This is a genomic window from Arthrobacter sp. Soil763 (assembly GCF_001428365.1).
Classification (GTDB): Bacteria; Actinomycetota; Actinomycetes; order Actinomycetales; family Micrococcaceae; genus Arthrobacter.
The window spans coordinates 558,534-583,719 of the sequence record NZ_LMSH01000001.1 but is presented as its reverse complement, the minus strand read 5'-3'; the positions used below and the strand labels follow the sequence as shown (position 1 = coordinate 583,719).

Below are 25,186 nucleotides of genomic sequence, written 5' to 3'. Positions count from 1 at the left end.
CATCATCTGGTGGGTCAGCGGGCGCGGGCGACCCGATGCTCGTCCCACACCGGCTCGGCCGATTCGTAGACCTTGCCGTCGGAGCCGAAGACCAGGAACCGGTCGAAGGTCCGGGCGAACCAGCGGTCGTGGGTGACGGCCAGGACCGTGCCCTCGAAGTGGTCGATGGCCCGTTCCAGCGCCTCGGCGGAGTGCAGGTCAAGGTTGTCCGTGGGCTCGTCGAGGAGCAGCAGGGTGGCACCGGAGAGCTGCAGCAGCAGGATCTGGAACCGGGCCTGCTGGCCGCCGGAGAGGGATTCGTACTTCTGCTCGGACTGCCCGGCGAGGCCGTAGCCGTCCAGCGCCCCGGCTGCCGCCTCGCGGCCCAGGCCGGAACGGTGCTCGTCGCCGCGGTGCAGGATTTCCAGCAGGGTCTTGCCGAGCAGGTCGGGACGGACGTGGGTCTGGGCGAAGAACCCGGGCCGGATCCGGGCGCCGAGCTTCACCGTTCCCTCGTGCGGAACCTCCGCGATCTCGACGTCGGAGACCGGCAGGTGCTCGCGCTCAGGGTCGGTGCCGCCGGTGGCGAGCAGGCGCAGGAAGTGGCTCTTGCCGGACCCGTTGGAGCCAAGCACGCCGACGCGGTCGCCGAACCAGACCTCGGTGGAGAACGGCTTCATCAGCCCGGTGAGCTCCAGCTTTTCGGCCACGATGGCGCGCTTGGCGGTGCGTCCGCCCTTCAGCCGCATCTGCACGTTCTGCTCGATCGGCAGCGCCTCGGGCGGACCGGCCTCGAGGAACTTTGCCAGCCGGGTCTGCGCGGCGTGGTAGCGGTTGGCCATGTCGGAGCGGAACGCGGCCTTGTTCTTGTACATGTTGACGAGTTCCTTGAGCTTGACGTGCTCCTCGTCCCAGCGCTTGCGGAGTTCCTCGAAACGGGCGTTGCGGTCCGCGCGGGCGTCCACGTAGGTGCCGAAACCGCCGCCGTGGATCCAGGCGCCGGCACCGTTGATCCCCGGCTCCAGGGTCACGATCCGTCCGGCGGCGTTGTTCAGCAGCTCGCGGTCGTGGCTGATGAACAGCACGGTCTTCTTTGACTCGTTGAGTTTGGCTTCCAACCAGCGTTTGCCGGGCACGTCCAGGTAGTTGTCCGGTTCGTCGAGGAGCAGCAGTTCATCAGGTCCGGCGAACAGCGCCTCCAGGACCAGACGCTTCTGCTCGCCACCGGAGAGGCTGGAGGCCGGGCGGTGCTGGGCGCGGTCGAAGGGCAGGCCCAGGGCCGCCATGCAGACCTCATCCCAGACGGTTTCGACGTCGTAGCCGCCGGCGTCGCCCCAGTCCACGATCGCCTGGGCGTACGCCATCTGGGTGGGTTCATCGTCGTGCTCGACCATGGCCAGCTCCGCGGCGTCGACCGCGCGGGCCGCGGCGGCCAAGGCCGGCGGTGCGGCGGAGACCAGCAGGTCGCGGACTGTTGAGCCGTCCCGTACCTGCCCGACGAACTGCCGCATGATGCCCATGTTCCCGGACCGGCCGACCACGCCCTCGTCCGGAACGAGATCCCCGGCGATGATCCGGAAGAGCGTCGTCTTGCCCGTTCCGTTCGGTCCGATCAGCGCCGTCTTGGTGCCGTCCGGAACCTTGAAGGTCACCTGGTTGAGCAGCTGGGTGCCGTCGGAGAGGAAGTAGTCGATGCCGGAAACGTCAATATGAGCCACGCAGCAATCTTCCCACGCCGGGCCTGCCCGGGCCGGGCGTCAGCCGGCGCCGGTCAGGAACTCTTTGAGCAGCGGACCGGAGGTGGTGGCGCCGAGGCCGCCGTCCTCCACGAACACGGCCACGGCGAGGTCGCCGTGCACCGCAACGATCCAGGCGTGGGTCTTGGGCGGGTTGTCCTTGCCGAACTCGGCGGTGCCGGTCTTGGCGCCTACCGGAGCGCCCGGAACCGAGGCGAGGAAGCCCGCGTGGCCGGAGGTGACCACCGCGCGCATCATGTCCGCGAGGGAAGCCGCTTCGGCGGCCGTCACCGGTTTGCCCGGTGCCGCCGCGGGCGCCGGCGCGGACGACGTCGGCGAGGCCGTCGGACCGGCCGACGGCGTCGCGGCACCTTCGGCGGCGGCGTTCGGGTTGAGCACCAGCTGCGGCGAGACCGGGGCGCCCTTGGCTACCGAGCCGGCCATGACGGCGGCCGACAGCGGGGACAGCAGGACCTTGCCCTGGCCGATCATGGACGCGGCATGCTCGGTGCCTTCCGCCTCGCCGGGGACGGAGCCCAGGAATGCGGCAGCCCCCAAGGACGGCGCCTCGACGGCGACGCCGAGGGATGTCGCAGCGGACTCCAGCTGGGCCTGGCTGACCATGCCCCGGGCGTTGATGAAAGCGGTGTTGCAGGAGTGGGCGAAGGCGTCGCGCAGGGTCACGGACCCCAGGGACGTGGCGGGATAGCCTTCGGCGTTCTTGAAGGTCCGGCCGTCCACGGTGAGGGTGGGCGGGCAGTCGACCTTGGAGTCGGGGGTCATGCCGTTGCGGAACATGGCGAGCGAGTCGACGATCTTGAAGATGGACCCGGGGGCGTACTGGCCGAGCATGGCCGTGTCGTAGCCGTTGCTGCCGGGGCCGGAGGCGGCGGCCAGCACGGCTCCGCTGGATGGCCGGAGCGCGACGATGGCGGACGCCGGGTCCACCTTGTCCAGGACGTCCTCGGCCAGTTGCTGCAACCGCGGGTCCAGTGTGGTCTTCAGGGCGGTTCCGGGCTTCATCGGCTCCTGGAAGAGCACGCGGCGGCCTTTGTCGGGCAGTTCCTTCCGTTGCTCCGCGGTCAGGCCCTCGGTCTGGGCGAACACCTGGATGCCGCTGGTGCCGCGCAGCTGGGCGTCGTACTGCTGCTGCAGGCCGCCGGTGCCGGTGGTGTCTCCTGCGGTCAGGGCGCCGCCGGACTTTTCGATCTGCTCGGCGCTGGCCTCACCCACGGTGCCGAGCAAGGCGCGGGCGAAGTTGCGGGTGGGGGCAAGCGGCATCGTGTCGGCGACGGCCCGGGCGCCCGGGATCGCAGCGATCTCTTGGTCCGTGACGGTCCGGCCGGCCTGGCGCAGGGTGATGGCCGCGACGAATGCTTCGGGTCCGGAGGCGGCCACTTGCTTGGCGTATTCGCCGGGGTCCACCCCCACCAGCCGGGCGAGCTTGTCGGCGGCGTCGGCGGGGTCAGCTGCGCCCAGCCGCGGCTTGTCGATGCCGACGTGCACCACGGGCCTATAGGTGACCAGTTTGGCCCCGCCGGCGCCCAGGATGTCCGCCCGCTGCGGGGATTCGGCAGCGGTGCCGAGAACTTCTGTCTCGGCGAGGCCGGGCACGAGCAGGTCCGGGGACCAGGCGGTCCGCCATTTCCCGTCCGCCTTTTTCAGCTGGGCGGTCACGGTGTATTTCCATTCCCCGGCACCGATCTTCCAGCTGTAGTCCAGCGGAACGGAGGCGCTGTCTTTCTCCAGCTTCAGTTCGCCGGCGGCCACGGCCGGCTTGGCCGGTTCGAGGGCCTTGAAGACGGCCTTGAGCCGGTCGTTCGCCTCCCCGGAGTCCTTGCCGTCAAAGGCCACCGCGCCCACATCCAGGGCGGCGACCGAGGAGGCCAGCTGCCGGGCGGCGTCCTCCGCGCCGGACCGGCCGTCGTCGCACGAGACCAGCGAACCGCCGAGAACCAGGGCGGCCACGGCGAGAGACAGTTTTTGAATTTTCCCCATCGCGCCATTATGCCCCGGGCCGCGGACAGCGCTCATGTCACGGTTTTTGATCCGCGGAACCGTGCGGCCGGATGATCCGCTGCTGCACCGCGGCCGCCACCGCTGCCGTCCGGTTCTGGACGCCGAGCTTGTCGTAGATGTGGACAAGATGCGTTTTCACGGTCGCTTCGGAAATGTACAGCTGTTTGGCGATGGCCCGGTTGCCCAGGCCGGCGGCGAGCAGTCCGAGCAGCTGGATTTCCCTGGCGGAGAGGGCTGGTCCGGGGCTGCGCATCCGTCCCAGCAGCCGGGCGGCGACCTCGGGGGCCAGCGCCGTCTGCCCCGCCGCCGCGGCAAGCACTGCCTGGCGGATCTGCTCGGGCGGAGCGTCCTTGAGCATGTAGCCGCTCGCGCCCGCCTCCACCGCCGCGAGGATGTCCGCGTCCGAGTCGAAGGTGGTGAGGATCAGCACGGGCGGCGCCGGGGTGCCGCCGTCGCCGGCCTGGATCCGGCCGGTCGCGGTGACCCCGTCCATGCCGGCACCCATCTGCAGGTCCATGAGCACGACGTCGGCCGGTTCGCCCAGGGCCTGGAGCCGGGACAGCGCGGCAAGGGCCGCGGCTCCGTCGGCGGCCTCGGCCGCGACGGTAATGCCCTCAAGCTCGGTGAGCATGGCCCGCAGGCCGGCCCGGACCACGGGATGGTCATCGACGAGCAGGACGCGGATCGCGGTCACGGTGTGTCCTTTCCCAGCGGCAGCCGGACGGCAACGACCGTTCCCTCGCCGGGCGCCGACTCGACCGCCAGGGTGCCGGAGAGCGCCGCGACGCGCTCCCGCAGGGACCTCAGTCCGTAGCCGGAGCCGTCCGCCCGTTCCGGCACCGCGGCGGGGTCGAAGCCTGCGCCGTCGTCGAAAATGTCCATCGCGACCTCGGTGCCCACAAAGGACAGGGTCACGACGGCGGTACCGGCGCCGGCGTGGCGCAGCACGTTGGCCAGGCTGGACTGCGCCGCGCGCAGCAGGGTGGTCCGGTAGGCGTTGGGCAGCTCCACCGGCACGCCTTCCGTCTCAAACCGGCACGCCAGCAGGGCGCCGCGGGCGGCGGCCTCCGATTCGGTCGTGGCGCACAGCCTGCGCAGGCTGTCCGGCAGGGAACGTTTTTCCAGCTCGGGGGACTGCAGTCCGCGGACAAAGTTGCGGGCCTCGGCGAGGTTGGCCGCCGCGGTTTCCTGCACGGTGCGGAGCCGGTCCCGCGCGGTGGCGGGGTCGCCGGCCGCCAGCGCCTGCTCGGCCGACCGGCCCATCAGCACGATGCTGGAGAAGCCCTGGGCGAGCGTGTCATGGATTTCGCGGGCGAGCCGGGTCCGCTCCGCCAGGCTTCCGGCATCGTGCTGACGGCGGGCCAGTTCGGCGCGGGTGCTGCGCAGCTCCTCGGCAGCCAGGCGCTGGTTCTCTGCCTCCCGGTAGAGGGCCCGGTAGGCCAGGCCGGTGACGACGGCGAACGCGGCCCCGAAGACCGGGCCCAGGGCCATCGGCAGCTGCAGGGCGCTGGCGGGCCCGCCGTTATGGAGCCAGAGTGCCGCGACCACCAGCACCGTGCTGGCGGCAATGGCGGCGAGGGCCGGACGGCGGGGCAGCAGGTGCAGCTGCAGGAAGAACAGCGGGAAGGCCAGCCAGACAAAGTCGGGACTCGCCCGGATCAGGAGCAGCCACAGGAGGCAGACGGCGGCCAGCCACCACAGCGCGTAGGGCCGGGGATCGAAGCGGGCCGGCCGGGACGCATGGCGCTTTTCCAGCAGCGTGCCGGCCAGGTAGACGCCGGCGAGGCCGAGCGCCAGCCCGAGGGTGAGCCAGCCGGCGCCGCGAAGCCCGTCCGCTGCAAGCCGCACGACGGCCACCAGGAGCAGCACGGCGAAGCCGACATGCAGGCTTACCCGCAGGACCCGCAGGATTACGGCGGTCTCACCGGTGGTCTCACCGGCGGTGTCCCGGGCTTGGGCCGGCGCCCGCACGATTCTTGCTCCCATGTTTTCAGCCTAGCCGGGCGTCCGGGCGGCGGAGCCCGCAAGCCCCCCGCCAGCGGCCGGAATCAACCGAACGGTTGACCGGCGGGTCATCCCGACGTCGGCCCCGGACCATCCGGAGGCGCGATGGCACCGCCCCGCCGCGGCGGGACAGTGGAAGGGAAGCCTGTTCCCAAGACAAAGGACCCCCATGTTTCTCTCCATCCGCGACCTCCGCTTCGCGAAGGGCCGCTTCGCCCTGATGGGCGGCGTCGTCGCCCTGATCACCCTGCTGCTGGTGCTGCTCTCCGGACTGACCGCCGGGCTGGGCAACCAGTCCACCTCCGCCATCGCCGCCCTGCCGGCCGACCAGGTGGTTTTCGGTGGCCCCGCCGGCAGCGCCCCCGAGGCCTCGTTCACGGCGTCTGAGATCACCCCCGCCCAGCTCGCCGGCTGGGCCGCCCGGGACGGGGTCGACCGTGCCGATCCGCTCGGCATCAGCCAGGGCCGGCTCCAGGCCCTGGGCTCCGGCAGCGCACCCTCCGGGACCGCCAGTGTGGCTGTCTTCGGCGTCACCGCGGACCTGGCACCCTCGCCGGTCGCCGACGGCACCGTGGTGGTCGGGGACGGCACTGCCGGGGACGTGGGGCTCGACGTCGGCAGCCGGGTCTCGATCGGGGGCACGGCGTTCACGGTCGCGGCCGTGGTCCCGGACCAGTGGTACTCACACACGGGGGTCGTCTGGACCACGCTGAGTGACTGGCGCAAGCTCGCGCACCTCGCCGGCCGGGACGCCGTGGCCACCGTCGCGGCGGTCCGCTTCGACGAGGGCGCTGCGGTGGACACGGGGGCCGCGAATGCGGCCGTCGGCACGGTCAGCACCAGCCTCGAGGGCTCCTTCCAGGCGCTCGGTTCGTACCGCAGTGAGCACGGATCGCTGCTGCTCATGCAGGCCTTTCTCTACGGGATCTCCGCGCTGGTGATCGTGGCCTTCCTGACCGTGTGGACGGTGCAGCGGACGCGGGACATCGCGGTCCTCAAAGCCATGGGCAGTTCACCGGGCTACGTGCTCAAGGACGCCATGGTCCAGGCCGCTGTGGTGCTGTCCGCCGGCGCGGGCGCGGGCGGCGCCGCGGGCGTGGCCGGTGGACTGCTGGCCGCCGGCGCCGCCCCGTTCCTGACGTCGGTGCAGACCACCCTGCTGCCGGTGGCCGGAGTCATTGCCCTGGGCCTGGCCGGCGCCGCCCTGGCGGTGCGCGGCGTCACCCGCGTCGATCCGCTCCTGGCCCTCGGCGGCAACTAAACCCCCGAAACATTCCCTGAAACATTCTCTGAAAGGCATATTTATGGATACCGTCCTTACCCTCAGCCACGTCTCGCTCGAATACCCCGACGGCGCGGGCACCCTCCGCGCCCTCGACGATGTCTGCCTGGCTCTCCGTCCCCGCGATTTCGTCTCGCTGATCGGCCCATCCGGGTCGGGAAAATCTTCCCTGCTGGCTGTCGCGGCGACGTTGGTGCAGCCCACAGCGGGCACCGTGGTGGTCGCCGGGCAGGAAGCCGGGGCACTCTCGGACGCCGGCCGGGCCGGTCTGCGCCGGAACAGCATCGGCGTCGTCTTCCAGCAGCCAAACCTGCTGCCTTCGCTCACCGCCGTCGAACAACTCGAGCTCGCCGCGCACCTGAGGTCCGAACCGCCGCGGAACGCGAAGGCCCGGGCCACGGAGCTGCTGGCGCTCGTGGGGCTCTCGTCCGTGCTGGACAAACGTCCGCACCAGCTCTCCGGGGGTCAGCGCCAACGGGTCAACATCGCCCGGGCGCTGATGGGCGATCCGGCGGTGCTGCTGGTCGACGAACCGACCGCAGCCCTCGATCAGGAGCGCAGCGAGGAACTTGTCCGGCTGCTCCGCCGGGTAACGGACGAGTTCGGCGTGGCCACGCTGATGGTCACCCACGACACCGAACTGCTCGCGTTCACCGATGCGGTCGCCACCATGCGGGACGGCCGGCTTTCGGCGGCCGAACCCCTCGCGGCCCTGCGCTGACCGGTTCCGCCGCGGCGTCAGGGGCCGAGCGGAGGGACCGGCAGCCCGAAGACGTCCCGCAGGGCGTGCCGTGCGGCGTGCAGGCCGGGCATTCCGCTCACGCCCGGACCGGGCGGCGTGGAGGAGGAGCACAGGTAGAGGCCCGGCACCGGGGTCCGCCACGGCACGGGGTTCAGCACCGGCCGGCGGAGCAGGCCGCGCAGGTCCATGGCCCCGGCGCTGAAGTCTCCGCCGACGTAGTTCTCGTTGTATTCCGCCAGCCCGGCCGCCGTGGTCACGCGGTAATCGACCACCAGGTCCCGAAAGCCCGGAGCAAAGCGTTCGAGCTGGGCGATCACCGCGCCGCCCATATCCACCGTGGACCCGGCCGGAACGTGGCAGTAGGTCCACAGGATGTGCCGTCCGGCCGGCGCACGGCCGGGATCGAAGCGGGAGGGCTGCGAAACCAGGACGTAGGGGCGGTCGGGATGCCGGCCGGCGGCCACGTCGCGCTCGGCCTCGGCCGTCTCGGCCCGGGTCCCGCCCACGTGCACCGTTCCGGCGTCGGCCAGCTCGGGCGCCGCCCAGGGCACCGGGCCGGAGAGGATGAAGTCGACCTTGCAGGCCCCGTTTCCGAAGCGGAACGACTCAAGGGCGCGCAGGTAACCCGCTGGCAGGGCACTGCCGCCGATCCGGGCCAGGGCCGGCGGCGCCACGTCCAGCAGCGTCGCCCGCACGGGCGGCAACTCGGCCAGCGATCCGATCCGGGCTCCGGTCTCCACCACCCCGCCGTGGGCCTCGAGATCGTCCACCATGGCCCGGGCGATCGCCGCCGAACCGCCGACCGGGATGGGCCATCCGCCGGCATGTCCCAGGGCACCCAGCAGCAGCCCGGCCCCGGCCGCCGGCAGGGTGGGAAGCGGCGCCACCGCGTGCGCCGCGACCCCGGTCAGCAGAGCCGGCGCCAGGTCCTCGCGGAAGCGCGCGTTCCACAGCCGGGAGCCCTGCTCGAGGGTCCGCAGCCCGAACACCGCGGCCGCCACAGGGTTCCTTGGCACCCGGAGCAGCTGGTTCAGCGTCAGGTCCGTGACCCCGTCCAGCCGGTCCAGCAGCGGCTGCATCAGCCGCCGGTAGGCTGCGCCATCCCGCCCCAGGGCCGCCGCGGTGCGCTCCAGCGAGCGGTATCCCAGCGCCGCGCGGCTGCCGTCGAGCGGCACGCCGTGGGAAAGTTCGGGCACTTCGAGCTGCACCCGGCGGGAGAGTTCGAAGTCCCGGAAGAACGGCGCCGCCAGGACCATCGGGTGGACGGCCGAACACACATCATGGAAGTGCCCGGGCGCGATGACCTCCGCGGTCCGCAGGCCGCCGCCCACCGAGGGTGCTGCTTCGTAGACGTGGACCTTCAGCCCGGCGCGCGCCATCGTCACGGCGGCCGCCAGGCCGTTGGGTCCGGATCCGACGACGGCGACGTCGGGCACGGTGCTCAACTGCCCCCGCCGGCACGCCGCGGCAGCACGGACGCCCGAGGGTGGAGCAGGTCGATCCGCAGCCGGTCTGCGGCGCCGTCGAACGGGCCGCCGTGCGGATCATCGATGCCGCCGCGGCGGACGACGTCACGCGCCGGATCGCAGATGTCCCACACGACCCGTGCCATCAGGTAGCCGGTGGCCAGCATGTGGGCAACGACGGCGAGCACGTAATACGGCATGTCGAGGTTGTGCTGGGTGGGTCCGCCGCTGGTCACCTGGCCAAGGTACATCCAGATGGCCGCCCAGTGCAGCCCCTCGATGGCCTGCCAGACCAGGAAGTCCCGCCAGCGGGGCCGGGCCAGGGCCAGCAGCGGGACCAGCCAGATGACGAACTGAGGGGAGTAGACCTTGTTGGTGAGGATGAAGGCGGCCACGATCAGGAACACCAGTTGGGCCAGGCGCGGCCGCCGGCGGACCGCCAGCGCGAGGATGGCGATCAGTACGCAGGCGAGCAGGAAGAGGTTGAGCGCCAGGCTGTTGATGGCGGCGGCTTCCAGCGGCTTCCAGCCGAGGCGGCCCGCCACGAGGTTGTAGGCAAACCACGGGGAGCTGTAACCGGCAGGCCGGGACTCGGTGAACTGGTAGAAGTACTTCCACGCCGCGGGATCGCCCAGGGCCGCCGGCAGGTTCACGGCCAGCCAGCTCACGACGGCGGCGCCGGCGGTCACGAGGATCGCGCGGGGCTTGCCGGTCCGCAAGGCCAGCAGCAGCACCGCGCCCAGGACCAGCAGGGGGTAGAGCTTGGTTGCGGTGCCCACGCCGATAAAGACACCGGCGAGGAGCAGCTTGTCCCGCGAGAAGAAGTACATGCCGAGCGCCAGCAGGGCGACGGCCCACATGTCCCAGTTGATGAACCCGGCGAGGATGATTCCCGGCGCGACGGCCACCATGGCGGCATCCCAGGCGCGGCGGCGGGCGGTGCGGGCGGTGGCCAGCACGGTCACGATCCAGACCGCGGCGATTAGGGTGGCGTTGACGTCAAAATAGGCCAGCACCCGTGCGTTGTCTGTGCCGTGGCCCGGGATGAGCAGGGCCGTGACGCCCGCAATCAGGCCCATCAGGACGGGGTACTCGAAGAAGCTGCCCGCGGTCACGAACGGAAAGGCGCCGTCGCCCAGGCCGCGGTTCCTGAACAGCTCGGGGAAGTCCGAATAACAGGTCGCATAGAACTGGCCGGGGGATTCCCAGCCCTTGCTGCGGCAGTAGCCCTTCATGAGGAGGCCGACCACGGCGGCGGCAACGGTGAGCAGCACAAGGACCCGTTCGACCGTGAAGAAGCCGGGGGAGACGACGCCGGGGGCCGCGCGCCTGCCCAGCGGGCCACCGACCAGTTCGGTGAAGTTGCGCAGCAGCAGATCGTCGCGGCTGGGGATTACCAGTCGGGTCCGCTTGCGGTGCTCCGGCGGCATTGTCTCCTGCATGCCTTGAGCTTACCGGGCGTCCCGGCCGCCGGGGCTTGGGTGCCGATGCCGGACCGGCAAGGTGCGGGGAGGTCAGTGGTCCTGATTAAAAGGGGGAGCCCACGCGTCGCCGCGTGGGCTCCCGGCGGATTGGTTTCGATGGTGACCATCAGTTCCTCCTTCGATGGGACGGATCCGCGCCGCCGCGGCGGCCGGCCTGTCCCGGTCAGCGGAGCAGTCCCATCTGGTGCATTGCAAGGTAGACGTCCTCGCGCTGATGCTCAAGGAGCCGGGCGTTGAAGCCGGTCTTGTCCCTGCGTACTGGCCGTGCGTGGAGGGTCAGGAGGTCCTGCAGTTTTCGGATCATGGTGGTCACCTCCTTCCGAAGAGCTGGCCGGGTCCGTTCCCCTGGCTGGGGTACGGCGCCGCCCTGGGTGGCTGGACTGGTTGCGATCGACACGGTGGTCCTTTCGTCGGCGTGGGAAAATAAAAGTATTCGGGCATGGCAAATAAAGGCATCTTGAATCAAGGAATACGCCCTAAATTCGGCATGGGAATGCCCGGGACTAATTGAATGATTTCGCCGGAGCGAAGAAATGGCCACCGGATGCAGCACGCCGCAAACCCATCAGGAAGCCATGTTCCGAACTATGGGGATGCTGCGTAACCGTTCCGGTTCCGTCGAGATGAATGTTCCGCGCCGGCCGCACTCCTGGGGAGGTGGTCCGGTGGCCCAGACCCGGCAGAGGCCGGGCGGACGGGAGCTAGCTGGCAGACCGTCCGGCTTCGGGGCGCTGGGCAGCGACAGAGGCCGGGGTGGCGGCGAAGAAGTTCATCCATCCGCTAGTCAAAGTAATCATTTATCCCAACCTCCTTTTCTGTTCTGCCGTGGCTCCGGCTGACTGGCCGGGCGACGCGCGCCGTGACCCCGGCAAGTCGCCTTGGGGTCAAGAATAAAAGTACACTATGAATGCGGCAGTCAGCCACTAATTCCGGGAAATTCTTTAAAAGAATTTTTCGGCGTTGGCTTTATAGTCCCCAGCGGACCACGGCAGGGGTCCTTTTGTCCCATCCCAGCGTGCACACTTTCGCGGTCCCAAGGATGAAATGCCGGCCCTCGTGGGCGTCGAGCCCCAGCCAGCGTGCGGTGAGAATGCGCGAGAAGTGGCCGTGCGCCACGATCAGCACATTGTCCAGGCCCGATTCGAGCACCCGGGCGACGATCTTGTCTGCGCGGGCCGCCACGTCGTCCAGGGCCTCGCCGTTCGGGACGCCGTGGGTCCAGATGAGGTAGTCGGGGTTGTCCTTGCGGATGAGGTCGGAACTGATCCCCTCGTATTCGCCGTAGTCCCATTCCACGGCCAGCGGTTCGAGCTGCGCGTCGGGGAATCCGGCCAGTTCCGCTGTCCGGCGTGCCCGGCGCAGCGGAGACGTGAGCACGAGGTCGAAGTCGACGGCGTCGAGCACCTTCCGGGCCTCCACCGCCTGCTGTTCACCCTCCACGGTGAGCGGCAGGTCCGTGAGGCCGGTGTACTGGCCGCTCTTGGACCACTCCGTTTCACCGTGGCGCAGGATCCAGAGCTGGGGACGCGGGCCGTTCGATGCTGCAATCACTTAGGACTCCTCAGTCGGGGGAACGTCGACGGCGGCGGCCTCGGGCTGTTCCGCCCACCACGCGTGAAGTTTGGCTTCGGCCACGGCAGCTTCCAGAGGGCCGTGTTCCATCCGTTCTTCGAGCAGGAACTTGTACGCACGCCCGACGACCGGACCGGGCTTGAGTCCCAGGATCGCCATGATCTGCCCGCCGTCGAGGTCCGGCCGGACCGCGTCCAGCGATTCCTGTTCCTGGAGCGCGGCGATCCTCGCTTCGAGGTCGTCGTAGGCAAAGGAGAGCCGGTCGGCCTTGCGCTGGTTGCGGGTGGTCACATCCGACCGGGTCAGCCGGTGCAGGCGTTGCAGCAGCGGTCCCGCATCGGTGACGTAGCGGCGCACCGCCGAATCGCTCCAGCCGGCCTCGCCGTAGCCATAGAAGCGCATGTGGAGCTCCACCAGGCGCGCCACCGCCTTGATGGTGTCATTGTCGAAGCGCAGCGCCTTCATCCGTTTGGCCGTGAGCTTGGCTCCCACCATGTCGTGGTGCCGGAAGCTCACCGCGCCGCCGGGTTCGAAACGGCGGGTGGCAGGCTTGCCGACGTCATGCATCAGGGCGGCAAACCTCAGCACGAAGTCGGGGCCGGGAACGGGGCCGTCCGGCCCCGATTCCAGCGAGGCAGCCTGTTCCAGGACCTGCAGCGAGTGCTGGTAGACATCCTTGTGGCGGTGGTGTTCGTCGGATTCCAGGCGGAGGGCGGAGACTTCCGGCAGCACGTATTCGGCCAGACCGGTCTCCACCAGGAGGTCCACGCCGGTGCGCGGCCGGTCCGCGCAGATGAGTTTGACCAGTTCGTCCCGCACGCGCTCGGCGGAGATGATCTTGATCCGCTCGGCCATCGTCGTCATGGCCTCGCGCACGTCGGCGCGCACGCTCACGCCCAGCTGCGCCGCGAAGCGTGCGGCGCGCATCATCCGCAGCGGGTCATCGGAAAATGAAGCCTCGGGCGAGCCGGGCGTCGCCAGGGTGGAGGCGTGGAGGTCCCTGACCCCGCCGAAGGGGTCCACCAATTCCAGCGCCGGCAGCCGCAGCGCCATGGCGTTGATGGTGAAATCCCGGCGCAGCAGGTCATCGGTCAACGAGGATCCGAACGCCACCACGGGCTTGCGGGATTCCGGGTCGTAGGCCTCGGCACGGTAGGTGGTGATCTCGATCTGGAAGCCGCTCTTGCGCATTCCGATGGTCCCGAAGGCGCGGCCGATCTCCCAGAAGTTGTCCGCCCACCCCTTGATCAGGGCAACCGTCTGGTCCGGCGTCGCGTCGGTGGTGAAGTCAAGGTCAGGCGAGATCCGGCCGAGGAAGAGGTCGCGTACGGGTCCGCCCACGAGGGAGAGTTCATGGCCGGCGTCGACAAAGCGCTGCCCGAGTTCGAGAACCACCGGATCCACCTGGAAATCGACGGTGTGGGTGTCAGTCTGGTGATGTGCGTGCGCCATAGTCTCTTAAGCTTGTCAGAAATCCCGGAGAGCACCACACCGGGTGCCAGCCCGATCCCGCGGGGCGCCGCACCGGCGGAGCGCGGCGGCGCCAGGCCGGTTTTCCGCCCGGCCACTTTCCAGTCATGTTTAGGTCATCAAGTCCGGGCAAGAGTCGTTAGAGTGGACACCATGGCCCATCCCGTACCGAGCGCTCCCGGCAGGAGGACGAACGCACCGTTGCCATCGGCAATCGGTGCCAACGTGGCGCCCGTGCAGCACCCGGGACAGGCCTCGCTGCCGACCGTCGAGGAAGTGTCCGCCGGCGGCGTCGTCGTTGACACCTCCGACGCCGAACTCCGGGTGGCCATCATCGCCCGCCTCAACCGGGGCGGACGGCTCGAATGGTGCCTGCCGAAGGGCCATCCGGAGGGCAAGGAAAGCAACGAAGAAGCCGCCGTACGCGAGATCGCTGAGGAGACGGGGATCGAAGGAACGATCCTCGCGCCGCTCGGGAGCATTGACTACTGGTTCACCGTCAGCGGGCACCGCGTCCACAAGACGGTCCACCACTACCTGCTGCGGGCGACGGGCGGGGAGCTGACCATTGAGAATGATCCCGACCAGGAGGCCGTGGACGTCGCCTGGGTCCCCATCCACGAACTGGCCCGCAAGCTGTCCTTCCCGAACGAACGCCGCATCGCGGACCTGGCCAGGGAAGTCCTGCCCGGACACCGCTGATCCTGCCCGCCGTCGGCCCGGATGACGCACCAAGGCGCGCCCGGGTGAGACGATAAAGACGATGCCTGCCGCCCAGACCCCCTCCGATAAACCCGTCCCCGCCGGAAACGCCGCCCAGGCGACCCAGCACGGGGAGGCGCGGTCCAGCGCCGTCATGGCCGCCGGAACGCTGGTCTCGCGATTCCTCGGCTTCGGCAAGACCTGGATGCTAGGCGCCGCCCTGGGACTCGGTTCCACGGTCACAGACACCTTTATCAATGCCAACAACCTGCCGAACCTGATCTTCCTGCTGGTCGCCGGCGGCGTGTTCAACGCCGTGCTCGTGCCGCAGATCATCAAGGCCAGCAAGGGCCCGGACCGCGGGGCCGACTACATCAGCCGCCTGCTGACCCTGGCCGTCGTCGTGCTGCTTTCGCTGACCCTGCTGGTGACACTGCTCGCGCCCTGGGTCATCGAACTGACCACCCAGGGCTATTCGCCGCAACAGAAGTCCCTAGCGGTCACCTTCGCCTTCTGGTGCCTCCCACAGATCTTCTTCTACGGCCTCTACGCCCTGCTGACGCAGGTCCTGAACGCCAACGGCGCCTTCGGCCCCGCAATGTGGGCGCCGATCCTGAACAACATCGTCGCCATCGCCGGCCTGGGCATGTTCATCTGGATCCTGGGCGCCAACGCGGACAACCCGCACACACTCGATAGCTGGGGGCCGTTCCAAACCTTCCTGGTGGCAGGATTCTCCACGATCGGGGTGGTGGCGCAGACCGCCATCCTGCTGGTCCCCGTGTTCCGGCTCCGGCTGGGGCTGCGTCCCCGCTTCGGCTGGCGCGGCGTCGGCCTGGGCCAGGCTGCGAAACTCAGCGTCTGGACCCTGGCCACCGCCGCCGCCGGCCAGCTGGCCTTCCTGTACGTCATGCGGATCGCGACCATCCCCGGCGCCGAGCGGCTCCGGCTCGAACGCGCGGGCGACGAGGCCGCGGCCGCCGTCCTGCCCGGCAACGCCGTGCTGGAGGTGGCGAGCCAGCTGTACCTGCTGCCGCACTCCATCATTGCGCTGTCGCTGGCCACGGTGCTGTTCAACCGCATGACCCGGGCGTCGCAGGACGGCAACCGGGCCGAGCTGCGGGGGGCTCTCTCGCACGGGCTGCGCACCATGGCCGTGGCCACCGTCTTCGGCGCCCTGGCGCTTTTCGCCCTGGCCGGGCCGCTGGGCATGTTCTTCTCCGGCGGGGACAAGCAGGACGGCGTCATGCTGGCGCAGACGCTGACCATCCTGGCGCTCAGCACGCCGTTCATGAGCGCCAACTTCATGATGTCCCGCGTGTTCTACGCCAACGAGGACGCCCGCACCCCCTTCTTCATCCAGCTGGTGCTGGCACTGGTCAACGTCGTGGCGGCGTTCTTCATTCAGTTCCTGCCCTTCGACCAGATCATTTTTGCCATCGCGATCCTGTACACCGGCGGCAACATCCTGTCCGTCATGGTCAGCGCCTTCTTCCTGCGGCGGCTTCTCGGCCATCTGGACGGCCCGCGCGTGGCCAATTCCTACATCCGGATGGGCTACGCGGCGCTGGGCTCCGCCGTCGCCGGCGCGGGCGCCCTGTGGCTGATGGGCAGCTACCAGGCGGATGGTTTCGCCTGGAGCAGCCGGCTTGCCGCCCTCGTGACGATCGTCGTGGTGGGGCCGGTCATGCTCGGCGTGTACTTTGTCCTGCTGAAGCTCCTGCGGGTTACCGAACTGCAGGACCTGCTGCAGCCGCTGCTGGGCCGGCTGGGGAGAGGGGCTCCGGCGTCCGGCGCGGAGGCCGGGCTCGAAGCCGGCGGCGAGGGCGCGGCCCGCGAGGTACCGGCCGCGGCCCGTCCGGCGCCGGAGCGGGCCACGACGTCGGTGGATACGGGACTGATTCCGCGGATCTCCGGCGAATTCGATGCAGCCTCCTTCCGGGCCGGACCCGACGTGGGCCGGGGAGACACTCCCGGCTGGGCCACCGGCGGCAATTACCTGCCCGAGGAAGAGCTGCCCGGCACCGCCCAGGGCGGTGCGGGCCGCGCCGAAATCCCGCTGCCGGGACGGCGGACCTACCAGGGCCAGCCTGGCCACAACCCGCACTTCCCGTTCGACCGGCGGCGGAAAAAGTAAGGTCCCTGCCGTCCCACGCGCCGGGCTCCCGCGGCGCGCAGCGCGCATCGGCTAGGATCGAAGACTAAGAAGGGGAGTTGCAGACCAGGGGTCAACCGGCTTTACCGGGGGCCTGCGGTGACTGGCGAAGTCGCCAGGCCGGCAGTTCCCAGACAGCCTAGGAGGAACCCGTGTCCAACCCGATCGATGTCGGATCAGTACTTGGCGGCCGCTACAAAGTAACGGCCACGGTACTGACCTCGCATGACCAGGATCTGGTGCTGGACGGTGTGGACCAGGTACTGAACCGGCCGGTCAGCATCCTCGTGGCCGGGCCGGGCAACGCGGACCAGGTTGCCCAGAGCGCGCGAGAGGTCGCCACCGGCGAGCGGCCCGGCAATGTCCAGATCCTGGACCTGGGCGTCAGCGACGCCGCAACGTACCTGATCACCAACCACACGTCGGCCGCGGACCTGCTGGACCTGGTGGTCAGCTCCAACCCGCCCTACGTCGAGCCGTTCTTTACCGACACCCTGGGCAGCGAAATTTTCGGCCAGCCGCGTTCCACCGAGCCCGAGACGTACGACGGCCTCTACGACGACGAGGAAGTCGACGCCGGATACATCTCCTACGGAGAGCAGCAGCGGCAGGCCGGGCACACCCCCGCGGCGCCCGCGCAGCGGATGCCGGCGCCGCCGTCGGAGGCTCCAGCAACAAACGGCCGGGGTGCCGCGGCCGCAGCAGGAGCCGGCGCCGCAGGCGTCGCAGCCGCCGCCGCTGCCCGCGAACCGAAGACCGCACCGCAGGAAGCCGCGCCGCAGCGTCCGGTTGCCCAGCCCACCGCCGCGCAGCCGGTCCAGGCCCCGGCAAAGGCTCCCACCACCGGGACGCCCAAGGTCTCCCGCTGGGAGGATACCGATTACGCCGAGGCCGACCAGCGGACCGCCGCGGGAGCCGGCGCGGGGGCCTTTGCCGGTGCGAGCGCGGACCGGGAAGCGCGGAGTTTCCCGGCGTTCGCGAAGAAGAGCGCGGCCGATGACGACTACGACTACGACTACGACGGCGACGACGGCAGCGGTTCCGACGATGGACCCGAGCGTCGCGGCAAGGGTTCCATGAGGTGGCTGGTCGGCGCGCTGCTGGCCGCCGTCCTTGTGGTCGGCCTGGTACTCGCGGTGACCAACCTCGGCGGTCTGTTCAAGAGCGGAAGTCCGCAGGCTACCAAGCCCACGCCGTCGGCCAGCACTCCTGCACAGTCGGCGACCCCGTCGGAAAGCAAGAGCTCGGCACCCGCGGCTGCCCCGCCGGCCATCGAATCGGTCACCCGTCAGGGCAACTTCGATTTCGCTGCCACCTACGACGGCGACCTGGTCAAGACCTTCGACGGAAACGCTGCGAGCTACTGGTCCGACATGGAGTTCGCCACCGAGGGTTGGGGCGGCTTCGCCCCCGACGGCGTCCCGCTGGTCGTCAAGCTCAAGTCCCCGACCCAGGTCTCATCCGTGACCCTGAGCCAGCTTGGCGCATCCGGCGGCAGCATCAGCGTCTTCACCAACGACCGGCCAAGCCTGGACGGCGCGAAGCAGGTGGGCAGCAACAGCTTCACCTCGCCGGACCTCACCATGCCGCTGCAGGAGCCTGTGACTGCCCAGTACGTGATTGTGTCCATCAAGAGCCTGCCCAAGCTGGCGGCTCCCAAGACGCGCTACGGTTACGGCCTGCGGCTCGCGGAGATCAAGGTTCAGTAGGGGTTTCCGCCCCGGCAACATTGCCTGGGGGTCTACCGGGGGCAGGTAATCTGAGGGAGGGGCCTGCATCGGTCCGCTCAGGCGGCTGGAATATTCAGGGGCCCGCAATAGTTGTGCCATGTGGCCGGCCACCCTGGCAGGCGCATCGACAAAGGAAGAGGTTCACCGTTCAGTGAGCAACGCAGAAAACACCGCGTCAGAAGTACGTGATGTCATCATCGTCGGCTCAGGTCCGGCAGGCTACACCGCTGCGGTGTACACGGCCCGCGCCAACCTCAAGCCGTTGCTCCTCGCCGGATCCGTTACCGCCGGTGGCGAACTGATGAACACCACCGACGTCGAGAACTACCCGGGGTTCCCCGAAGGCATCATGGGTCCGGACCTGATGGAGAACTTCGAGAAGCAGGCTGCCCGCTTCGGCACCGAAATCCAGTTCGAGGATGTCACCGAACTGGACCTCGACGGCGAGATCAAGACCGTGACCATTGCGACGGGGGAGAAATTCCAAGCCCGGTCGATCATTCTGTCCACCGGCTCCGCTTACCGCGAGCTCGGCCTGGCCAATGAAAAGCGCTTGTCCGGCCACGGTGTCAGCTGGTGCGCAACCTGCGATGGTTTCTTCTTCAAGGATCAGGACATCGCCGTGATCGGCGGCGGTGACTCGGCCATGGAAGAGGCACTGTTCCTGACCAAGTTCGCGAAGTCAGTGACCGTCGTCCACCGCCGTGACAGCCTCCGCGCCTCGAAGATCATGGCAGACCGCGCGCTGGCGCACGAGAAGATCAATTTCGTCTGGAACAGTGCGGTCGAAGACGTTCTCGGCGGCGACAAAGTCACCGGACTCCGGTTGAAGAACCTGGTGGACGGCACGGAAACCGAACTGGCTGTGACCGGCGTTTTCGTCGCCATCGGCAACGATCCCCGCACCGACCTGGTCAAGGGCAAGCTGGAGCTTTCACCGGAAGGCACCATCGCTGTCCAGGGCCGCAGCTCCAAGACCAGCGTCCCCGGTGTGTTCGCTGCCGGCGACGTGATCGACCCGACGTACCGCCAGGCGATCACCGCCTCGGGCTCCGGCTGCGTAGCCGCCCTCGACGTCGAACACTACCTAGCAGACCTCCACGCCTAAACTGCGCGCGGCAAGCAACCCAAGGGAGAGACAAGGTTATGAGCAACGCAAAAGACGTAACTGACGCCAGCTTCAGCACCGACGTGCTGGGCGCGGACAAGCCCGTTATCGTGGATTTCTGGGCGGAATGGTGCGGCCCGTGCCGCAAGCTCGGCCCGATCCTCGACGAGATCTCGGTGGAATACGGGGAGAAGGTCGACGTGGTCAAGGTGAACGTCGATGATAACCCCGGCATTGCCGCGGAGTACGGCATCACCTCCATCCCGGCCGTGTACCTGTTCCAGGGCGGCGAGGTGAAGAGCACCGTCATCGGCGCCCGCCCGAAGCAGTACTTCGAGAAGGAATTCGCGGACGTCCTGTCCTAAGTTCCCAGCTCGGCGCCCTCACGGCGCAGCACTACCCAAAACGGCCTCCCGCTACGCGCGGGGGGCCGTTTTTTCTGCGGCTAGAACACCCGGACGTCATACATCGACGGACAAAACTCTCTAACGCAACTGTATTGCGCTGCCATAACGGTGAGATTTCGCTGCAATGAACTCTCTCGCTGGCTGGAGAGTTCTGGGTGCTGTACCAGCTGGCCGTGGTGAGACCACCGCCTCATCTTCGGCCGTTAGGTCGACCAGCACACTGGGCGCGTCCCTGTTACTTCGCGGCCGGCGCCTGCAGAGCCGACGGATGGGGGAGGGCCCCGGGCAAGCGGCTCCTGAGGTGCAAATGCTCGCCCGTATCGTTCGTGCGGCGGCCCTCCCCGGCGTCTCTGTCCCGGTTCTCGGTCGCCGGTTCGAAGATGTTTCACGTGAAACTTCCATAACGGCTCCAGTCAGCCCAGATCGGAGCGTCACTACGTTCCCCGAGCCCGGCGCGCTCGAAGTAGTGCGTCCGTCGCTCCCACGTCGTGCACGGTGGTTGAAGCACACGGACCGGTGCTAGGTCAGACGCCCAGCCGCCGGCTGAAGCCCACTTCGATGCCACAACGCAGGTGGTTCCCCTGAGCCCGTCTCGTTAACGTGAATATCGGTTCTTAGGACGGCTCCCGTGCAACTCGTGGTCGAGCCAACAGGCCCGCATCACGCAAACCAACGGCTTCTCCGCGGCGTTTCACGTGAAACATGGCCCCCACTGGCCAACAAGCAGGGATGATCCGTTTAACGAAACTTCCGTGCGGCTGGAGCCACGCAGCGAGACAGGAAGTTCGAGCCCTCTCAACAACACCACTTCACGAAGAGCCACTCCTGACAGCCCTCGAATTGCGACTCCTCGACAAGGAACTACTACCTGACAGCAATGACGGAATGAAGGACCGCTACAACGACCCTGGAACTACGATGTCTCACCTAGCGCGGTGTGCAGGCATAATTCGTTCCTTTTTCCTTTCACAAAGCGGTCGACGTTTCACGTGAAACCTTCGGGTGCACCGGCCGAGAGTGGCTTTCAATGCATCTCTGCGGCTCCGTGACCGCGGAGATGAACCATTCTGATGCCCTTCGGGACGAAGGAATTGTCACCTGTCACATACCGAGATCGCTTGAGACCACCAAGGGTCAATCAATTTTCAGCTGCTTCGTGTTGTAAGCGTTCTCAGGAACGCCAAATCCGTCTTGCCTAACGCTCCCTGGACTTCTTGTCTAACCACGCAAACCCAGATCAGCCAGCAAGAAACTCGGCTGGGGCTCCTTCTCTGGTACCGTGGCGTCGCATGGCTGAAGCGTCACCAAGATGCCAGCAGTCAAGAGTCCATCGCACCGTTTCACGTGAAACATCACGATCGACGGCGGTGCTAAGCTCCGGCTCAGAGGAAAACCACACGAAGAAAGATCGTACAAAGCAACGGGTAGGGGGCTCAGGACAGCCCCAGGACCCAATCTTTAGCTCGGCGGCTCCTCCTCGCGCCCCGCCGGCCTATGATCGCCGCACGAGAAGAGAAGGCCCGCCGCACCGATAAGCTCGTCCGCAGACCCACAGTACGTGTGTGAACTCGAGCTGACGTAACCGATTCCTCGGGCATGGGATCGCCGCGTATCTAACCGTAGGGGCTCCGGGATCTACTGACCCGAGACCTAAGCATATTTGTCACCAGGAAATCGGCACCTCGCGGTGTCTTGGGCACAGTCCAATGCTCAAAGCGTCGAGCGTCCCGAAGCCAACCACGGCCCTTTCAGTCACCTCCATGGAATCCACAGCCCCCTGCGCAGCACAGGTAGGTCCCTACTTGGCGGGTGCGGGGATGCACGCAACGATCGGTAAGCGCAGGCGTTGGGGTTTGGATACCAGCAGTGAGGGGCCGCCGAAGCGCCAACACGGTGTAGCTGCACCGGGCACACCGGACGTCGAGTGGATTCCGCTGGGTGGCTCCCATGACTATGCGGCAAAGGTGCACTCTGCCTCTAGACCTAGCGCACCAGGGTCGAGTCGTTCCACGGCCCCAGCCCAGCTACCTGCGGGTCGCTCGGGGCATACAGAGAGGAACAGAGGTGCGGTCGGACCGGCGGCGCTCCGCACTCCCTGGTCACCACACCCGCCCACGGCACCGGAGCTGGCCACGGACGCCAGAAGCCGGCCGCTTGCCGTGGGCTCGTGGCCGTGCCTGCTGCTTGGCGGGGGAGCAGAGAACCTTGTTGCCTGTTCCGGGCGGCCATCGGAGCGCTGGGCGAATATGGGGAGGGCGTCACGCCGGCAGACGAGAGGGCCAAACAGAATGCCTGCCAGCTCACCCGCACGGACGCGGTGCACTGCCGCGCACGCCCGCTAGGTGACAGGGGCGTAGCCGCCCTGGCCGGTGCCGCGCGCACCTGCTAACAGCCCTGGCCATAGACACCGGATGTCATCCGCCACCCCTTCCATCGGGCGGGTCGCGCCCGGCAAGAAGCCGCGTCGTCCACGCCAAGCCCCAGAGCCGGTCGGTGCATGACCCTCCTGCGTCGGCCCTAGATTGCGGTCGGCCGCTCTCCCTTCCAGGCGAATCGACAGTTACCTTGCCTGCCGCGTCACACACCGATGTGTCGAAAACACTTTGGCGTCCGACCGGTACGCCGCCCTAAAGATGACCCGTAACCGAAGCAGGAAGGTCCTCCCAGATGTCGGTTGTTCGTCGTTACGAACAGCCACGCCACTAGGCATTACGTGCTGTTCGGCAGCTTGAAAATGACGGATCTGCGAGCACTCTCTCCGAAGGTTATTCACATCGTTATCCACAGGTAGCTGAGACATTACGCACAGCGCTATCCACAGCCCCTGGGGCGTCAACCCGACTGCCAGCGGCACCCCCGCCGCCCCTCCGCAGTCAGGCGGCCCCAGGGAACCCACGGGCGTCCCAGGCCGCACAGAGTGCCTCAACCAAAATGACAAACACCAAACCCGCTTCAGTAACCCAGAGAGACGGTTTTTCCAGCCTTAACGGCGCAATTTCGTTTCGATCCATGGGGTCGATCTATGTTTCACGTGAAACGGCGGCGTCCGTCAGGAATACGGCGTATTGCATCTCGGGTTCGACCAGGGTGCAGGTACCGGGTTCTTCCGCCCCACCCCTCGAGCAGTGGACACTGACAGACTTCTAATCCACAAAGTTATCCACAGCGATATCCACGGCTCCTCACTGGGCGTGGGGCCCGCCACGGCCGTCCGGCTGGGCTATCCTCAGGAGCCCGCCGGGGATGATGGCACCGGCACGGAACGTCCCAAGGCGGTTTGAAGAAGCCCCTAAGAACATCGTGCGAGCACCACAGTCAATCGTCCCTAAACGCAGGCCCCAGGTTCAGGCAGCGACGAAATGCGAGCGACTGCGACGAGCGCGGACCGCCAGACCCAGCACTGCCTCTCTGCCGATGACGTCTCCCTATCCTGGTCGCCCATGACGCTCCGGGGGGACCCGCGGGCAGAACGGGCCGCCGGCGAGGTCCGGTGCTTCACAGCATTCACCGGTTCCTGCCGCGAGCCACTCGTAGTCAGGGTGGCTGGGGAACAGTCATCGTGAGGCCCGTCCGCGATGCTCGCCGTGGGCCTGGAGAAGAATAAATACTGCTCACGGGCTTCCTCAAAGGGAAGACCACGAAGTTCGGGGGCGTGAACATGCGACGCGAGGTGCACCGTCGACCCGTGGGTAGCCGCGTTAACGGTGCGGGGGACCGCCGGCCTCCATGGTCGTCCGCCAGGACGACAATAGACCCGATACCTCGCTCTGAAGCGGCCAGACCGCGCTTGGCGCCACGCGCCGACCTCCGCCCGAATGTTCCTGTGGACCGCCCGACCCTCGTGACTTTGGACCCTTCACACCGGCACGGTGAGCGGGCAGTTCCAGCACCGCGGGGAAAGAGTTTCACGTGAAACACGGGGCACCGAACAGCAGGCGCCAGTGGACCCAGCCCAGAGGGAACGGCGTAGAGAACAGGTGCACCGGACTCCTGCCCCAAGTAGCTACCACTACCTTATGGACGAGTCCGAGTCGATGAACACCAGAGGAACTTCGTCGGGGCGCCGCCCTCATGATTCGGTTCGACGAGGGTTGCGCCCAGTGGAGACTACGGCAATCGCGCACCCCCCAATCCAAGCTTGGGGAGATGACGGGACTTCGACCATCGCCGAGACGGCGCCCTCCGGACAAATTCCCGCCGAATGAAGGGGCACAAGGGAGCCGGTACAGCCTCGAATTCTGAAATCCACGCGTAGTTCGTAGCCAGCCAAAGACGTAGTACGCCACAGCGGCAGCCGACCCTCGCCTGGCTCCACGTAATTAGGATACAACTATCAGTATCCATCACGACATACCCGGCTGCCTACCCAATCCACTGACGCGGAACGCGACGTTATGTTTCACGTGAAACAGAGCAGATCCAATGCCGGCGCCGGCCTCTTAAGTGGTCCCACGCCGGGTCACCCTTTCTTATCGCGCGGACCTCCTAGGCTCATGGGCGTAAGGCTGGGAGGAGCAAATTGCTCCGTCTTCACGGTAGTCCTTCCTACAGCAGCCGAGGAGCGAACAGGCCGAATATTTGTGAGGGCTACACGGTTGCGACGACCAGGGCATGGCACCAGGTGTACGAATCTCCAGTGGGTGCATCTGGCAGCGCCCTGCACGCGTGACAACCGAAAGGGAGGACGCAGGGCAAGACATACCCCGTTTCCAAGACATACCCCGTTTCCGAGTTCAGCGCCGGAGTGCAGGGGATCAGATGCGGCACCATATCGCACAAGGCGGTCTTCAGCCCCCGGTTGCCACGCAGCCAGCTTCACTATCGAGCGTTGGAGGTCGGGAGCTTCGCGGCGTGCGGAAAAACAGTAGCGGCGTCGTCCCGCGGGACGTCGGGGAATCGCGGGGACATACCTGAGGCGGCTGCATCACTCCTAGCCCGTCCAACGCGCCACAATGAACGCGCGGGGCATCCGTGGCACCTCCTAACGCGAGTGCGTCCGCCTGAGGCGTCCCTGGCGCCCCTTGGCGCATCCGAGCACCCTGAGGCAGCCGTGGGACCCGCTGGAGCGTCGGCGGCCATCTGAGCGCGTCAGGCCGCCCAGGGGCTGGCGGGTACATCGGTGGGACGCTAGGCCGCCCACGGCGCCTCACGACCAGCACTTGGACGCCCGAGAGGGAGGTAAGCACCGTCAATCCTCGCCTGCGCACCGAAATTGGGCACCCTCGGTGCCAGCTGAGGAGCCTCAGGTCCCACACAAGCAGCCACGGAAACGGGAACAAAGGCAGGGCCCGTTTCACGTGAAACTAACGTGAAACGGGCCCTGCGAACAT

General features: G+C 67.8%; 16 protein-coding genes. 7 read left to right on the top strand and 9 right to left on the bottom strand.

Annotation, left to right across the window (positions count from 1 at the left end):
* Nucleotides 1–14: 14 nt before the first annotated feature.
* The 4 genes from ASG71_RS02695 to ASG71_RS02680 are packed head-to-tail and all read right to left on the bottom strand — an operon-like array spanning nucleotide 15 to nucleotide 5,720.
* A complete protein-coding gene (locus ASG71_RS02695; RefSeq protein ID WP_056736803.1) occupies nucleotides 15–1,697 on the bottom strand; it encodes an ABC-F family ATP-binding cassette domain-containing protein in 1,683 nt (560 codons plus the stop codon).
* Between the two features lie 39 nt (nucleotides 1,698–1,736).
* A complete protein-coding gene (locus ASG71_RS02690) occupies nucleotides 1,737–3,713 on the bottom strand; it encodes a penicillin-binding transpeptidase domain-containing protein (RefSeq protein ID WP_056736801.1) in 1,977 nt (658 codons plus the stop codon).
* A gap of 37 nt (nucleotides 3,714–3,750) precedes the next feature.
* Nucleotides 3,751–4,428 (bottom strand): response regulator transcription factor, encoded by a 678-nt coding sequence (locus ASG71_RS02685; protein ID WP_056736800.1) that lies wholly within the window; start codon nucleotides 4,426–4,428, stop codon nucleotides 3,751–3,753.
* Nucleotides 4,425–5,720 (bottom strand): sensor histidine kinase, encoded by a 1,296-nt coding sequence (locus ASG71_RS02680; protein ID WP_082574764.1) that lies wholly within the window; start codon nucleotides 5,718–5,720, stop codon nucleotides 4,425–4,427. The genes ASG71_RS02685 and ASG71_RS02680 overlap by 4 nt, the downstream gene beginning before the upstream one ends.
* 187 nt (nucleotides 5,721–5,907) lie before the next feature.
* Here ASG71_RS02680 and ASG71_RS02675 point away from each other — a divergent pair, with 187 nt between their 5' ends.
* Nucleotides 5,908–6,999: an ABC transporter permease gene (locus ASG71_RS02675; protein ID WP_056736796.1), complete on the top strand. Its 1,092-nt coding sequence runs from the start codon at nucleotides 5,908–5,910 to the stop codon at nucleotides 6,997–6,999.
* A 43-nt stretch (nucleotides 7,000–7,042) separates the two neighbouring features.
* Nucleotides 7,043–7,741, top strand: a complete 699-nt coding sequence (locus tag ASG71_RS02670; protein ID WP_056736793.1) for an ABC transporter ATP-binding protein — start codon at nucleotides 7,043–7,045, stop codon at nucleotides 7,739–7,741.
* 17 nt (nucleotides 7,742–7,758) lie between these two features.
* Here ASG71_RS02670 and ASG71_RS02665 read toward each other — a convergent pair whose 3' ends face one another.
* The 5 genes from ASG71_RS02665 to ASG71_RS02650 form a co-directional block, all read right to left on the bottom strand.
* On the bottom strand, nucleotides 7,759–9,198 hold the full coding sequence (locus ASG71_RS02665) for a phytoene desaturase family protein (protein ID WP_056737234.1): 1,440 nt from the start codon (nucleotides 9,196–9,198) through the stop codon (nucleotides 7,759–7,761).
* A 5-nt stretch (nucleotides 9,199–9,203) separates the two neighbouring features.
* Complete coding sequence (locus ASG71_RS02660; protein WP_056736792.1) at nucleotides 9,204–10,670, bottom strand: glycosyltransferase family 87 protein; 1,467 nt, start codon at nucleotides 10,668–10,670, stop codon at nucleotides 9,204–9,206.
* 205 nt (nucleotides 10,671–10,875) lie between these two features.
* On the bottom strand, nucleotides 10,876–11,025 hold the full coding sequence (locus ASG71_RS16525) for a hypothetical protein (protein WP_157366161.1): 150 nt from the start codon (nucleotides 11,023–11,025) through the stop codon (nucleotides 10,876–10,878).
* Nucleotides 11,026–11,678: 653 nt separating this feature from the next.
* The gene (locus ASG71_RS02655) at nucleotides 11,679–12,263 is read right to left on the bottom strand and encodes a histidine phosphatase family protein (protein WP_414826640.1); all 585 of its coding nucleotides are present in this window, start codon (nucleotides 12,261–12,263) and stop codon (nucleotides 11,679–11,681) included.
* On the bottom strand, nucleotides 12,264–13,736 hold the full coding sequence (locus tag ASG71_RS02650; RefSeq protein ID WP_056736790.1) for a CCA tRNA nucleotidyltransferase: 1,473 nt from the start codon (nucleotides 13,734–13,736) through the stop codon (nucleotides 12,264–12,266).
* Nucleotides 13,737–13,955: 219 nt separating this feature from the next.
* On the opposite strand from ASG71_RS02650, the gene ASG71_RS02645 reads away from it, so the two are divergent.
* The 5 genes from ASG71_RS02645 to trxA all read left to right on the top strand — a co-directional run bounded on the left by ASG71_RS02645 (nucleotide 13,956) and on the right by trxA (nucleotide 19,814).
* Nucleotides 13,956–14,456, top strand: a complete 501-nt coding sequence (locus tag ASG71_RS02645; protein WP_056736788.1) for an NUDIX hydrolase — start codon at nucleotides 13,956–13,958, stop codon at nucleotides 14,454–14,456.
* A 61-nt stretch (nucleotides 14,457–14,517) separates the two neighbouring features.
* Nucleotides 14,518–16,593: a murein biosynthesis integral membrane protein MurJ gene (gene murJ, locus ASG71_RS02640; RefSeq protein WP_056736786.1), complete on the top strand. Its 2,076-nt coding sequence runs from the start codon at nucleotides 14,518–14,520 to the stop codon at nucleotides 16,591–16,593.
* 170 nt (nucleotides 16,594–16,763) lie between these two features.
* Complete coding sequence (locus ASG71_RS02635) at nucleotides 16,764–18,320, top strand: hypothetical protein (protein WP_056736784.1); 1,557 nt, start codon at nucleotides 16,764–16,766, stop codon at nucleotides 18,318–18,320.
* Nucleotides 18,321–18,492: 172 nt separating this feature from the next.
* Nucleotides 18,493–19,449 (top strand): thioredoxin-disulfide reductase, encoded by a 957-nt coding sequence (trxB, locus tag ASG71_RS02630; RefSeq protein WP_056736782.1) that lies wholly within the window; start codon nucleotides 18,493–18,495, stop codon nucleotides 19,447–19,449.
* A gap of 38 nt (nucleotides 19,450–19,487) precedes the next feature.
* Nucleotides 19,488–19,814, top strand: a complete 327-nt coding sequence (trxA, locus tag ASG71_RS02625; protein ID WP_056736779.1) for a thioredoxin — start codon at nucleotides 19,488–19,490, stop codon at nucleotides 19,812–19,814.
* Nucleotides 19,815–25,186 lie beyond the last annotated feature (5,372 nt).